15 protein-coding genes are annotated in these 13,987 nt (G+C 59.0%); 5 read left to right on the top strand and 10 right to left on the bottom strand.

The features are described from left to right. Positions 1-175 precede the first annotated feature (175 nt). Positions 176-841, top strand: coding sequence for an SOS response-associated peptidase (locus AC1MDT_RS04500; RefSeq protein ID WP_480420884.1), 666 nt, complete (start codon positions 176-178; stop codon positions 839-841). A 772-nt stretch (positions 842-1,613) separates the two neighbouring features. Here AC1MDT_RS04500 and AC1MDT_RS04495 read toward each other — a convergent pair. The 3 genes from AC1MDT_RS04495 to AC1MDT_RS04485 form a co-directional block, all read right to left on the bottom strand. After that, a complete protein-coding gene (locus AC1MDT_RS04495; RefSeq protein WP_480420883.1) occupies positions 1,614-1,772 on the bottom strand; it encodes a hypothetical protein in 159 nt (52 codons plus the stop codon). A gap of 66 nt (positions 1,773-1,838) precedes the next feature. Further along, the gene (locus AC1MDT_RS04490; RefSeq protein ID WP_414907484.1) at positions 1,839-2,150 is read right to left on the bottom strand and encodes an AzlD domain-containing protein; all 312 of its coding nucleotides are present in this window, start codon (positions 2,148-2,150) and stop codon (positions 1,839-1,841) included. After that, positions 2,150-2,848, bottom strand: a complete 699-nt coding sequence (locus AC1MDT_RS04485) for an AzlC family ABC transporter permease (RefSeq protein WP_480420882.1) — start codon at positions 2,846-2,848, stop codon at positions 2,150-2,152. The genes AC1MDT_RS04490 and AC1MDT_RS04485 overlap by 1 nt, the downstream gene beginning before the upstream one ends. 186 nt (positions 2,849-3,034) lie before the next feature. Between AC1MDT_RS04485 and AC1MDT_RS04480 the strand changes: the two genes are divergently transcribed. Further along, positions 3,035-3,961: a GGDEF domain-containing protein gene (locus tag AC1MDT_RS04480; protein ID WP_480420881.1), complete on the top strand. Its 927-nt coding sequence runs from the start codon at positions 3,035-3,037 to the stop codon at positions 3,959-3,961. A 77-nt stretch (positions 3,962-4,038) separates the two neighbouring features. After that, positions 4,039-4,413: a DUF2784 domain-containing protein gene (locus AC1MDT_RS04475; RefSeq protein WP_480420880.1), complete on the top strand. Its 375-nt coding sequence runs from the start codon at positions 4,039-4,041 to the stop codon at positions 4,411-4,413. 69 nt (positions 4,414-4,482) lie between these two features. Here the strand turns inward: AC1MDT_RS04475 and AC1MDT_RS04470 are convergent, their stop codons facing one another. The 6 genes from AC1MDT_RS04470 to AC1MDT_RS04445 form a co-directional block, all read right to left on the bottom strand. After that, entirely contained in the window at positions 4,483-6,060 is a 1,578-nt protein-coding gene (locus AC1MDT_RS04470; RefSeq protein WP_480420879.1) for a sensor domain-containing diguanylate cyclase, read from the bottom strand. 170 nt (positions 6,061-6,230) lie between these two features. Further along, a complete protein-coding gene (locus AC1MDT_RS04465; protein ID WP_480420878.1) occupies positions 6,231-6,998 on the bottom strand; it encodes an ABC transporter ATP-binding protein in 768 nt (255 codons plus the stop codon). A 20-nt stretch (positions 6,999-7,018) separates the two neighbouring features. Further along, a complete protein-coding gene (locus AC1MDT_RS04460; protein ID WP_480420877.1) occupies positions 7,019-7,732 on the bottom strand; it encodes an ABC transporter permease in 714 nt (237 codons plus the stop codon). Next, positions 7,729-8,418: an ABC transporter permease gene (locus AC1MDT_RS04455; RefSeq protein WP_480420876.1), complete on the bottom strand. Its 690-nt coding sequence runs from the start codon at positions 8,416-8,418 to the stop codon at positions 7,729-7,731. Before AC1MDT_RS04455 ends, AC1MDT_RS04460 begins: the two co-directional genes overlap by 4 nt. 94 nt (positions 8,419-8,512) lie before the next feature. Continuing rightward, positions 8,513-9,301, bottom strand: a complete 789-nt coding sequence (locus AC1MDT_RS04450; protein ID WP_480420875.1) for an ABC transporter substrate-binding protein — start codon at positions 9,299-9,301, stop codon at positions 8,513-8,515. Positions 9,302-9,348: 47 nt separating this feature from the next. Beyond that, positions 9,349-10,518 (bottom strand): M20 aminoacylase family protein, encoded by a 1,170-nt coding sequence (locus AC1MDT_RS04445; RefSeq protein ID WP_480420874.1) that lies wholly within the window; start codon positions 10,516-10,518, stop codon positions 9,349-9,351. Positions 10,519-10,651: 133 nt separating this feature from the next. Between AC1MDT_RS04445 and AC1MDT_RS04440 the strand changes: the two genes are divergently transcribed. Then, positions 10,652-11,605, top strand: coding sequence for a LysR family transcriptional regulator (locus AC1MDT_RS04440; RefSeq protein ID WP_480420873.1), 954 nt, complete (start codon positions 10,652-10,654; stop codon positions 11,603-11,605). Between the two features lie 183 nt (positions 11,606-11,788). Here AC1MDT_RS04440 and AC1MDT_RS04435 read toward each other — a convergent pair whose 3' ends face one another. After that, entirely contained in the window at positions 11,789-12,316 is a 528-nt protein-coding gene (locus AC1MDT_RS04435) for a DUF3087 domain-containing protein (RefSeq protein ID WP_480420872.1), read from the bottom strand. Between the two features lie 210 nt (positions 12,317-12,526). Here AC1MDT_RS04435 and ppnN point away from each other — a divergent pair, with 210 nt between their 5' ends. Next, positions 12,527-13,900 (top strand): nucleotide 5'-monophosphate nucleosidase PpnN, encoded by a 1,374-nt coding sequence (ppnN, locus tag AC1MDT_RS04430; RefSeq protein ID WP_480420871.1) that lies wholly within the window; start codon positions 12,527-12,529, stop codon positions 13,898-13,900. The last annotated feature ends 87 nt before the right edge of the window (positions 13,901-13,987 follow it).

The following is a 13,987-nucleotide window of genomic DNA, read 5'->3' as shown; positions in this document are numbered from 1 at the left end:
GCCAGCCCGCAGGTCGCTGCGGGCCGAGGTTGGATCAGGGTACACAGAGTTTGGTTCCGCCGCGGCCCGGTATCAGGAGTTACTGGATAAAAGGCGGCTGGAGCGAATTGTCGATGATCGGCGCGCACGTGATCTGAGGCAACTAAGCTGAAGGCTGCAACCGGAGGATCAGCCGATGTGTGGAAGACTGTCGCAGTACCGGGGCATTCACGATTTCGTCGCGGCGCTGAGCATCCCCGACGCGCTGGTCAACCACGTCGGGGACGAACCCTTGGCGCATTACAACGCCGCGCCGACCACGCAACTGGCCCTGCTGCATCTGGAAATCGACGGCCTGCACGCCGACTCGCAACGGTGGGGCTGGCGGCCGCATTGGGCGAAGGATCGCGCTGCACCGATCAATGCGCGGGTCGAGAAAGTCGCCCACGGCCCCTTCTTCCGGACCCTATGGCCGCACCGCGCGATCGTACCCATCGACAACTGGTTCGAATGGGTCGATGTGCAACCGTGGCTTATCCGCCGCCGGGATCGGGCGCCGATTTTTTGCGCGGCGATTGGACAATTCCCCTCTGGCGGGGGTGCACCAAAGGGCGACGACGGCTTCGTGATCATCACGGCGGACAGCGCGGGTGGCATGCTCGACATTCATGACCGCAGGCCGGTCGTCTTGTCTGCGGCGCTGGCAAGGGAATGGCTTGATCCGGCAACGCCCCGAGAGCGTGCCGAACAAATGGCGCTTTTGCAGGGAGAACCCAGTGATGTATTCGAGTGGCACAAGGTGGGTAAAGCGATCGGTAATAGCAGAAATCAAGGCGCGGCATTGATTGAGGAGATAACGTGAACGCATCAATATCGGCGATTTGAGTGTCATTGTTGTCAGTTGGGGTGGGGGGCATATCCGTTTTTTTGGTAGCGGCCGCTATGGGTTCCGCCCTTACGGCGAGTCACTTTCGAAAAGCGCGAAAGTAACCAAAGCGCTCTTGCCCCTTTCGTTCGGTGCCTCGCTGTGGCTCGGCATGCCCTCGCTCCGGTCCTGCTCCGTGGGCCCGCCGCCATCGGCCATCCATGGCCGGGGGCGGCTAACCCGGCATCCATGCCGGGTTGCCCACTGCGCAGAACCTCCACTCGGCCTCTCGAGGGGGCGGTGCATCAAGATCAAAAGCTGAAGGCGAGCTAACGCTCGGCCTGATGAGTGGTGAGGATCAAAAGCGGTACGCCGATCCAATATCCATTGTAGGAGCGAGCTTGCTCGCGATGGACGTGAACGATAACGCGTACTGTCTGGAAAAATGCGTTGCCTTCGAATTCATCGCGAGCAAGCTCGCTCCTACATTGCTTGGGCTTCAGATCTGCCGCCCCTTTCCCAGACGTTGCGCAGGGGGCACCGCGACAAGGATGCCGCGGTAGCCGCCCCCGGCCATGGATGGCCGATGGCGGCGGGCCCCCGGAGCAATGCCTTCGTTAAGGCATGCCGAGCCTTAGCGAGGCACCGAATGGAGGGGCAAAGCCTTTTGGTTCCTTTTTGGCGTTTGAAAAAGGGACTCGCCGTAAGGGCGAAACCGCCAGCAGCCGCTACCAAAGAAATGGATATGTACACCCAATCACCCCCCCTTTCAGGGCTTCAAAGGCATCTCCACATCACGTTCTGACAATTCTTTACCATCGTCCGGATGTTTCCAGTCCGGTATCGAACGCTTCTGCTCTTCGATCTCTTCTTCCGTAGGTTCATCCATGTCGTCTTCCGGCTCCGGATGCTTTTGATCAGTAGCCATGCCCACCTCTCTTCCCGAAGGGATCACTTATCCGTATTAAGCGTAGAACACTTTCAAGCGCCCGGTTCAAAGCCACCAACGCAGCAAAAAGAAAAACCCCATGCTCAACAACATGCTGAGCAAGGTGTTGCGGGTGTAAAGCACCAACCCCACCGCCACCAGCGAACTGATGAGGTACGGGTTGTCCCAGTGCAGATTCAATTGTTTGTCCGGCATAAACACAATCGGCCCGCAAATCGCCGTCAGCATGCCCGGTACTGCAAAACCCAGAAACTGCCGGGCATTGCTGCTCAGGCGTACCGGCAACCGTGGCTCGAGAAACACGTAACGGTTGAGGAAAACCAATACCCCCATTCCGACAATCACCGCCCAGACCATCATGTGCGCGCCCCATAGAATTTATTGCAGACAAAGCCAGCCGTCATGCCCGCCAACCCCGACAGCACCAGCGCCGAACCCCATTGCCAGTAGCTGAACAGCACCGAACAGAACAGCGACACCGCCACGCACACCACGGTCGGTACGTTGCGCACCACCGGGGTGATCAGGGCGATGAAAGTCGCGGCGATGGAGAAGTCCAACCCCAGGTGTTCCAGCCCCGGAATGCTGCTGCCCAGCACGATGCCGGCCAGGGTGAAGAGGTTCCAGGCAATGTAGAACGTCAGGCCGACACCCAACGCGTACCAGCGATTGAACTGTTGTTTGTCATGCTGACTGGTCAGCGCAAACAGTTCATCAGTGAGCAGAAAGCCCAGCCCCATCCGCCAACGCCCCGGCAACGGTGAAATCACCGATCGCAGGCTCATCCCATAAAGCAGATGCTGGGAGGTCAGCAGCAACGTCGTCAGCAGAATCGAAAAGATCCCGGCCCCGCCCTTGAGCATGCCGATCGCCACCAATTGGGCGGCCCCGGCAAACACGATGCTCGACAGGCCCTGGCCTTGCAGGGGCGTGAGATTGGCTTCGATCGCCATGGAACCGGCCAGCAACCCCCAGGGCGCGGTCGCCAGGGACAACGGCATGATCGCCACGGCGCCGCGAAGAAAGGCACTGCGTGGCATGAGTGAGTTGGACATAACGCTCTACAACCAGGGAAAGACCTCAGACTGTGCCAGCAGTCACGGCCGATGGCTTGAACAATCTTGCGCACTTGAGCGGCGATCGTGCGCCGCAAACGTTGTCCACTCATCGGCTGCACGCTTGATTCGACACGATAGTAGCAACATGATGGCGCTGAATTTTTCATTGAGGTCTGGCCCGCCATGAGTTCAGTCGATACCGATGTCTACAAAACCCTGCTTGAATCGACCAAAGCGATTCCCTGGCGGATCGACTGGAAAACCATGACCTTCAGCTACATCGGTCCGCAGATAGAGGCGTTGCTGGGTTGGAAGCAAACCAGCTGGGCCTCGGTCAACGACTGGGTAGAGCGCATGCACCCGGATGATCGGGATTACGTGGTGGAATTCTGCGTGTCGCAATCCCGGGCCGGGGTGGACCATGAAGCGGACTACCGCGCACTGACCCACAGCGGCGACTACGTGTGGATCCGCGACGTGGTGCACGTGGTGCGCAAGGACGGGGAAGTGGAAGCGCTGGTGGGCTTCATGTTCGACATCAGCGAGCGCAAGAAAACCGAAGAGCACCTCAATCGCCTGCAGAAGCAACTCGAGGAATACTCCTTCCAGGATGGCCTGACGGGTATCGCCAACCGGCGCATGTTCGACACCGTGCTGGAGCGCGAATGGAGCGACGCCCAGCGCAGTGGATCAGCCATGTCGCTGATCATTCTGGATATCGATTACTTCAAACAGTTCAATGACCATTACGGGCACCTCAAGGGTGACGAATGTTTGCGTCGTGTCGCCCAGACCCTGTCGCTCGCGGCCAATCGACCGAAAGACTTCATCGCCCGGATCGGCGGTGAAGAGTTTGTCTGGCTCCTGCCGCAAACCGATGCCGAATCCGCCAGGCAAGTAGCGCGCAAATGCCTGAACCTGATCCGCCAACAACAAATCCCCCACGAATTCTCGGCAGTGTCGTCGCTGCTGAGCATCAGTCTCGGCGTCGGCACAATCAAGGCTTCGCCAGAGACAACGGCGCTGGAATTCGTCGGACAGGTCGACAAATTGCTCTACAAGGCCAAGCACAACGGCCGGATGCGCGCCGAATTTGCCGAGTTTCCTTAAGCGCCGTTAATCGGTAGAGCCAGCACAACCCACCCGAGTACCATGAAGCGATTCACCTGATACGCCAGGGAGTCGACATGCTTTACCGAATCGCTGCCGATGGGCTGGTGCTGTTTCATCTGCTGTTCATTCTGTTCGTGCTGTTCGGCGGGCTGCTGGCACTCAAATGGCGCCACTTGATCGGGTGGCACCTGCCCGCCGCCGCGTGGGGCGTGATCGTGGAAGTCTTCCAGCTGACCTGCCCGCTCACCCACTGGGAAAACCTGATGCGCCACGCGGCCGGGCAAACCGGCTATGGCAACGGTTTCATCGAGCATTACGTGTGGCCAATCATTTATCCGGCCGGGCTGACACCCACGATTCAGCTAGGGTTGGGCAGCGTGGTGCTGGCGATCAACGTGGCGGTCTATGTGCGGTTGATCAGATTGTGCAAGTTACGCCGGGCCGGCTAAAGGATCACAGCCTTTCGAGGCGACCCTGTCCGCCCAGCGGGTTCAGGGCAACCACCGGATTGTCTGGGTTCAGTTGGCAATTACACTCATGTTCCGCCCGCTGGCCTTGGCCACGTACAGCGCCTTGTCGGCTGCATCGACCAGATCGTTGGGCCGGGCTTGTGACGCCGGATCGTAAGCAGCGACACCCAGGCTGACCGTTACCAAGCCCTCGGCACCCTCACTGTGCTGGATAGCGGCTTGCTGAACCGCGCGACGAATTTTTTCCGCCACCAGAAACGCCCCGACATAATCAGTCCCGGGCAGCACCACCGCAAACTCTTCACCGCCATAGCGGGCGGCCAGATCACCGGGGCGCTTGATGTTGTCGACAATGATCGCGCTGATGTGGCGCAGGCATTCATCGCCGGCCAAATGGCCATAGCGATCGTTGAACAGTTTGAAATGGTCGACGTCAATCATCAGCAGGGCAAGGCTGGTCAGGCTGCGCCTGGCACGGCCCACTTCCGCCTGGATGAACAAGTCAAACTGGCGCCGATTGGAAAGCCCCGTGAGCGCGTCTTCCAGGGCCAGCAACTCAAGGCTGCGATTGACCTCGATGAGCTTTTCCTGAGCCTCCAGCAATACGCCCTGGACATGATTCTGCTGCTTCATGAGACGAATGAGGCGATAACCGAAAATGCCCAAGAACCCCAGCAACAATGCCACGATGCCCACGCTCAGCATTGATTCCTTGCGCCAGCCGGCCAGGACTTCGTCCTTGTCGATCGCGGCGAGGACAGTCAACGGATACCCCTCGACCCGTCGAAACCCCACCACTCGCTCCACGCCATCGATCACCGATCTGATCGTTGCAGTCCCGGCGTCGCCATTGGGCAACAACTGGGTGAAGAGTGGACCATTTGCCACGCTGGTGCCCACTTCAGCCTCTTTGAACGGCCGCCGTACCACGATGGTCGCGTCATCGGCAAACAGGTTGATCACGCCGTTACTGCCCATGTCGATGCTGTCGTAGAGCTCGAGGAAATGGCTGAGATAGAGCGTTGCCAATGCCACGCCGGCAAAGCGGCCGTCGGGATGATTGATGCGGCGCGACACGGTCATGATCCATTCACCGCTCGAACGGCTCTTTATCGACGGACCGATGTGGGGCCCACGGTCAGGATGATCGCGATGGAAGATGAAGTATTCACGGTCGGAATTATTCGCACTGGACAGTTCAGCGCCATTGGAGTTGGCGACCCAGCGCCCTTCTTCGTCATACACGAACAAACCATGGACCTGTGGCAGCTCACTGCGCTGGGCGCTGAGCAGACGTTGCAGTCGGGGCAATTGCGCCGGTCCCATGCCATCGTTTTCGAGGCGGTCCACCAAGGTAAACAGGAGCGTGTCGGCTTGTTTGATCGAGGCTTGCGCTTGCGAGGCCAGGGTCTGCGCCAGGTTGGACATCGCCACTTCTTTCTCATGCAGATGGTACTGGCGCGAATTCCAGGCTTCCCAAATCACGATTGCCGTCATGGACAGGCACACCGCTACGAGCAGAAACACCACCGAGCGAACCTTGAGCGTTGCCCCAGCCTGCTCGGCTATCAAGGGCAAGGCAGATCGGGATTTTTCAATACGATCTTTAATGGATGGATGGCCCATGAGACTCCCTGGATCCTGATCACATGGCGACTCTTCATTCGCCCTTTTTATGACCAGGACCGCATGAGCCGCCTGGTGTCAGGCGACTATGCCTCATCAAGCACCCGGCGGGGGGATTTACCCGAGAAGTTTGCGCGCGTCGCGCCTCGCCAGCGTCCGGGTGTTTTCCGTTATTTTAGGCTCCCCGCCAGGAATTGCTGCAACCGCTCGCTACGAGGCTGCTCCAGCACAATACCCGGAACGCCCTGCTCTTCTACCCTGCCCTGATGCAAAAACATGACGTGGTTCGACACTTGTCTGGCGAATGCCATTTCATGGGTGACCACCACCATCGTGCGGCCCTCTTCTGCAAGCTGCTGCATGACTTTAAGCACCTCACCCACCAGTTCGGGGTCCAGCGCGGAGGTCGGCTCGTCGAACAGCATGACTTGAGGTTCCATCGCCAGCGCGCGAGCAATAGCGACGCGTTGCTGCTGGCCACCCGATAAATGCACCGGATACTGCGCCTCGACCTTGGCCGGCAACCCCACTTTTGACAGGTAATGACGCGCCCGCTCAATAGCTTGCGCTCGACCGATCCCCAGCACGCTCATCGGACACTCGATGAGATTGTCCAGCACGGTCATGTGGCTCCACAAATTGAAGTGCTGAAACACCATCGACAGCTTGCTGCGCATGGCCTGTAGCTGCCGGGGATCGACCGCACACAAGTCCCCCCGTGAATTCTTGCGGGTCAGCAGTTCCTCGGAATTGACGATGATGCGCCCGGCCGACGGATGTTCGAGATGGTTGATGCAGCGCAAAAAGGTGCTCTTCCCAGACCCCGACGAACCAATAATGCTGATCACATCCCCCGCTTTGGCCGCGAGCGAGACTCCCTTCAATACTTCATGGCTGCCGTAGTTTTTATGCACATTTTCAACAATCAATTTATACATTCGAGCATGTCCAGTAGGGGTCAGTGCGTGCGGGGTTTGAGGTAGGCAAGCCAATGCAGTTCGCCGAGACGAAACAGCCAGATCAGCAACAACGCACTGGCGGCGTACAGCACTCCGGCGATCCCGAATGCCGTGAAAGAGGCGTAGGTTGCCGAATTGACGTCCCGGGCGATCTTCAACAAATCGGGCACCGTGGCGGTGAACGCCACCGAGGTGGAATGCAGCATCAGAACCACTTCATTGCTGAAAAACGGCAGGGCCCGGCGTAACGCCGACGGCAGAATGATCCGGCGATAGAGGGTGAAGCGGCCCATGCCGTAGGCGTTGGCTGCCTCGATTTCCCCGTGTGCGGTCGCCCTGATTGACCCGGCCAAGATCTCGGTCATGTAGGCGCAGGTATTGAGCCCGAACGCCAGCACCGTGCAATTGAACCCGTCACGAAAAAACGCATCGAGAAAATCCTGGGAGCGAACCGCATGCAAGCTGTACACGCCGGAGTAGAAGAACAGCAACTGGACGTACAACGGGGTGCCGCGAAACACGTAGGTGTAACCCCAGACCGGCAGGCGGATCAGCGGGTTGCGGCTGACGCGGGCAATCGACAACGGCACCGCCAGCAAGAAGCCGATCACCACTGAAAGAATCAGCAACCACAAGGTCACCGCCAGCCCGGAAAAGTACGGCCCGTCACTCCACAGGTAAGCCTGCCAGTAATCGTTGAGAATGCTCGTCATAGCACAGCCTTCCTGACACCCACTGAATAGCGGTGTTCAAGCCACATCAACACACCGTTGGAAACGGTGGTAATCGCGAGGTAGATCAGGCCGCCGACCACTGTGAAGTAAAAGAACTGCATCGAGCCCTTACCCGCGTCCTGCGTGGCCTTGATGACATCGGTCAGGCCGATGATCGATACCAATGCGGTCGACTTGATCAATACCTGCCAGTTATTGCCGATGCCCGGCAGTGCGTGACGGAGCATTTGTGGGAACAGGATTTTGCGAAAGGTGTTGCCACGGGACATGCCGTAGGCCCTCGCCGCTTCAATCTGACCCACCGGGACGGCCTGAAACGCACCGCGAAACGTCTCGGTAAAGTAAGCCCCGTAAATAAAGGCCAGGGTGATAACACCGGCTAGAAACGGGTCGATATCGATCTGCTCAATGCCCAACCAGTCGGTCATCCGGTTGAGCAGCATCTGCAGGCTGAAGAACAGCAACAGCATGATCACCAGGTCCGGCATGCTGCGGATCACTGTCGTATAACCGGTGGCCAGCGCGCGCAATAAACGGTTGGAGGACAACTTGGAACTGGCGCCTAGCAGCCCCGCCAGGACAGCGATCGACAACGACCAGAGCGCCAGTTTGATTGTGGCCAGGGTGCCCAGCAGGATCTGCGGGCCAAAGCCTTCCAGAAGCATTTCACGCTCCTTGTTTTTATTAGGTTGAGATGAAGGAAGTGTGCTGAAACAGGGCGGCCTGGACGACCGCCCTGCCCGGTCTGTCGAGGCGGCGTTATTTCGCCCCGTAGATATCGAAATCAAAGTACTTTTTGTTGATCCGCTGGTAAGTGCCGTTGGCGAGAATCGTTGCCAGGGCTTTGTTCAAGTCTTCGCGCAGTTCGACGTCGCTCTTGCGCACACCGATGCCATCCCCTACGCCGAAAAAAGCCGGGTCATCCAGGGTCGCGCCGGAAAACTCATAGTCCTTGCCTTGTGCCGTGTTCAAAAAGCCGTAACTGGCCTGGATGGAGCCCTGCAACGCGGCATCCAGTCGTCCCACCACCAGGTCGGCATAGACCTGATCCTGATTCTGATAGGACAGAACATCCACGCCCTTCGTACCCCAGACGGCTTTCGCAAACGCCTCCTGGGTCGACCCCTGCTCTACGCCAATGCGTTTGCCCTTGAGCGATTCAAGCGTCGGCAGCAGACCGGAGCCACGTTTGACCACCAGTCGCGCCGGCGCATTGGACACCTTGTCGGTAAACGCAATCTGCTCCAGACGCTTGGGTGTGACCGTCATCGAGGAGGCCACCGCGTCAAACTTGCGCGCCAGCAGCGCCGGGATCATCCCGTCCCAGCTACTTTCTACCCAGACGCAATGGGCGTGCAGCTCAGCGCACAGTGCCTCGGCGATATCGACCCCGAAACCAGTCAGCGTGCCGTCCTGATTTTTGTATTCCAGCGGTGGGTACGTGGGGTCGACCCCCAGTTTCAAGACTTTCCCAGACCAGTCGGCCGCGCCGGCCAGGCTGGATGCCGTCAACAACGCCAGTGAAACAGCCGCTATCATCTTGTTCATTATTTTTTTCCTCTCAGGCCAGGCATGACGCACGAAAATACGGCGTCTCAACTTAGAAAACGCTCAACCAACTTGACCCAGTAGCTCGCCCCGACGGGCAGGCAAGCATCATTGAAGTCATAGCCGGGGTTGTGCAACAGGCACCCGCTGTCCCCGTCGCCGTTGCCGATCACCAGATAGCTGCCGGGGCATTTTTCCAGGATGAAGGCAAAGTCCTCACTCGCCGTGAAGGGCCGCAGGTCGTCGATCAATCGCTCTTCGCCCAACCACTCACGCGCGACTTCTCGGGCCAATGCGGTGGGCTCGGGGTGATTGATCAACACCGGATGACAATGCTGATAATCGATGTCGGCCCTGGCGCCAAAACTGGCCGCCTGACCGTTGACCAGGTCGGTAATTCTGACTTCGAGCAAGTGGCGAATCTCGGGGGTCAGCGCGCGCACGCTCAAGCTCATCTCGGCACTGGACGGAATGACGTTAGAAGCGCTTCCGGCGTGGATTGAACCCACGGTGATGATCGCCATGTCCTGCGGATTGACGTTGCGCGAGACGATGCTTTGCAGCGCGATCACGATCGATGCACACACCACCACCGGGTCGATGGCCTTATGCGGGACTGCGCCATGACCGCCATTGCCGATTATCTTGATATTCACCGTATCGGCCGACGCCATAAACGGGCCGCTGTAAAACCCCAGATGCCCGACCGGATAACCCGGCACGTTGTGCATGGCGAAAATCGCGTCACACGGGAAGCGTTCCAGCAGCCCGTCCTCCAGCATTTTCCGGGCACCGCCCAACCCTTCTTCGGCCGGTTGGAAAATCAGCTGCACGGTGCCGTTGAACGACCGGGTCTGCGCCAGGTATTTGGCTGCCGCCAGAAGGGTTGCCGTATGACCATCGTGGCCGCAGGCATGCATGACACCGTCGATCCGGCTGGCATAAGGCAACCCCGTGGTCTCCTGAATCGGCAGCGCGTCCATGTCGGCACGCAAACCGATGGAGCGTCCTTCGCCATTTTTCAAGGTGGCGACGACACCGGTCTTGCCCACGCCGGTGGTGACCTGAAAGCCCCATTGCGTCAAACACGCGGCAACCCGCTCACTGGTGGCGAACTCTTCAAAGCCCAACTCGGGGTGCGCGTGAATGCTGTGACGCAACGCGATCATTTCATCCTGCATCGCTGCAATACCAGGCAAGACATGGCCGGCATCCATGGGTGTACTCCTTCGATAGGGTTTGAGCGCCAGCTGAAAGCGCTGTTGGGGTCGATCTTAGGGAACGGGCTCTGGGCTGGGGAGACGCAGTTTGGTTATGATGACAACCATCAGTTGTCTCCAGGGTACGCAGATGAAGCTGCATCAATTACAAGCACTGATTGCCAGCGCCGAAACCGGCAGCATCCGGGCGGCGGCGCGCTCGCTGGGTATTTCCCAGGCGGCGGTGACCAAAGCGTTGCGCGAGCTGGAAACCGCTCAGCAACTGCCGCTGTTCAGCCGAACGCCCAGTGGCCTGAACTTCACCGAGTACGGAAAAGTATTGCTGACCCACGCCCGGCTCGTGATCAAGCAACTCGAGCATGCGCAAACTGAACTCGACCATATGCGCGGCAAGGCTCAAGGACGGCTCTGTGTCGGGATCGCACCCTGGATTGCCCTGACCTTCCTGCCCGAAGTGGTGCTGGTCTTTCGCGAACGCATGCCGGAAATCCGCCTGGAGCTGTTCGAAAGCCTGATGGCCGTCGCCCAGCCACTGTTGCGCGATGGCAGCATGGATTTTGCAATCGGCCAGCTTCACCCTGGGCAATCAAGCCAGGAGTTTGCCTGCGAAACCTTGCTCGATTACCAGACGTCAGTGCTGGTCCGCCAGGGCCATGTACGGCAAAACGCTCGGTCGATCCATGAACTGCTGGAGCAGAACTGGACCCTGAACTACGCCCCGGACGGGCACGATGGGTTGATGCAGGAGCTGTTCTGGAAACACGGCGCGCAGATCGATGAGAAACGAATCGTACGGGCCCACTCCCTGGCCATACTGCAGATGATGGTCGAGCAGGCAGACATGTGCACCTGGGGACCGTCCATCGTCAGCATTGCCCCATCGTTCCTCGGCCGGTTGGTGTCCCTGGGGCTGGCCGAACAGTTCGAGCCCCGGCAGCTGAGTATTGTCACGCGCCGCAATGGCTCACTGAGCAATCCGGCGCTGTGCTTCACCGATTGCCTGTTGCAAGTCATTCGGCGCCATGCCCGTTCGGCGAAAAAGGAAGACCGGCAACTCTTTGAAACCCTTCGCCTGCGGGTTTAAGCGCCATAACGCGATCCGGGTAGCAGCTGGCGAAGCCTGCGTTCGGCGGCGCAGCCGTCGTGAAGTCAGACAATGCGGTGTGTCAGACCCACCGGGCACTCAGGGTTTACGACGGCTTCGCCGCCGAACGCAGGCTTCGCCAGCTGCTACAAGGTTTGCGTTGCGGCTGTCACACCAGAGGTCTTACCGAGGTGTCTGCTTCACCGCATCAAGCCAGGCGGGATTCAATTGCGTCTGGTCGCTGTCGATGCCCAACGCTTCCATCCGCGCCTTGTGCAGATCCATTTCACGAATCAGTTGACTGTGGTCGCTGGAGTTTCCGTCCAATTCATGCATCTGGTTCAAGCCCAGGTGATAGAAGCGCAGCAGTTTCATGGCGGTGGGATCACCTGCCTCTACCGCCGCCGTCACCTGATGCATGACGTTGGTGACGTTCATCAGGCTACGCTTGAGCCGCCAGCCATACACCGCCGGCGCCATCCATTCCTGGGTCCAGAATTTGCCGCGCATCAGCGCCACCATCAGCAATACTGCAACAAACACCCCGCCGACGTTGAACCGCAGGTTGTCGCCCCCTGGCTCGCCGAACACGGCCACCGCCGTGGTGGACAGCACCATTGCCAGCGCCAGGAAAATCAAGGCAATAATCACCGTGCTGCGACGTGTCTGTTGTCGAAAGGTTTCGGCGTTCATCGGCTGGATTTCGAACATTGCGGCAGGTTTCCTTAACGTCGTGGACAAAAAGACTGGCCGGCATTATCGCCTCTGCGGGGGATTTAGCTATGCTGGGGCTCCTTTTCATCTTTTCATCGTCAAACGGGGAAATGGCGATACAGCGCAGTTCGTGCCATCTTCTTTATGGATTCACACTATTCGGATGCCATTTGACTGTCTGAATGACATCGTTTTAAGGATCATTGAATGACCCAAAGACATGTAATCAATGCCTCTGTCAGCCCTAAAGGCAGCCTGGAAACCCTCTCGCAACGTGAAGTTCAGCAACTGAGCGAAGCCGGAACCGGCAGCACCTATACCCTCTTCCGCCAGTGCGCCCTGGCCATCCTCAACACCGGCGCCCACGTTGATAACGCCAAGACCATCCTCGAAGCCTACAAAGACTTCGAAATCCGCATTCACCAGCAGGATCGTGGCGTGCGCCTCGAACTGCTGAACGCCCCAGCCGACGCCTTTGTCGACGGTGAAATGATCGCCAGCACCCGCGAGATGCTGTTCAGCGCCCTGCGCGACATCGTCTACACCGAAAATGAACTCGACAGCCAACGCATCGACCTGAGCAATTCCCAGGGCATCAGCGACTACGTGTTCCACCTGCTGCGCAACGCCCGCACCCTGCGCCCCGGCGTCGAGCCGAAGATCGTGGTGTGCTGGGGTGGCCACTCGATCAACACCGAAGAATACAAATACACCAAGAAAGTCGGCCACGAACTGGGCCTGCGCAGCCTGGACATCTGCACAGGCTGCGGCCCGGGCGTGATGAAAGGCCCGATGAAAGGCGCGACCATCGCCCACGCCAAACAGCGTATCCACGGTGGCCGTTACCTCGGCTTGACCGAGCCGGGCATTATTGCCGCCGAAGCGCCAAACCCGATCGTCAACGAGCTGGTGATCCTGCCGGACATCGAAAAACGTCTGGAAGCCTTCGTGCGCGTCGGCCACGGCATCATCATTTTCCCGGGCGGCGCCGGCACGGCCGAAGAGTTCCTGTACCTGCTCGGCATCCTGATGCACCCGGGCAACGCCGGCCTGCCCTTCCCGGTCATCCTCACCGGGCCAAGGCACGCGGCACCGTATCTGGAACAACTGGATGCTTTTGTCGGCGCCACCCTCGGTGAAGCGGCGAAGCAGCACTACGAGATCATCATCGACGACCCGGCCGAAGTCGCTCGGCAGATGACCGCCGGCCTCAAAGCGGTGAAACAGTTCCGCCGCGAGCGTAACGACGCGTTCCACTTCAACTGGCTGCTAAAGATCGACGAAGGCTTCCAGCGCCCGTTCGACCCGACCCACGAAAACATGGCCAACCTGAAACTGAGTCGCGAGTTGCCAGCCCACGAACTGGCCGCCAACCTGCGCCGGGCGTTCTCCGGCATCGTCGCCGGAAACGTCAAGGACAAGGGCATCCGCCTGATCGAACAACACGGGCCGTACCAGATCCGTGGCGATGTGGCGGTCATGAAACCGCTCGATCAGTTGCTCAAGGCATTCGTTGCCCAGCACCGGATGAAGCTACCGGGTGGCGCGGCGTATGTGCCGTGTTATCAGGTAGTTGCATAACCCCTGTAGGAGCAGCCGGTCGACGCTCGATTGCTCGCGATGGACCTTAACGATAACGCATTCGTCCTGAATGAATGCGTTGCTTTC

It is taken from the genome of Pseudomonas sp. ASL7 (genome assembly GCF_056680375.1).
This window is presented reverse-complemented; position numbering and strand designations above follow the sequence as displayed.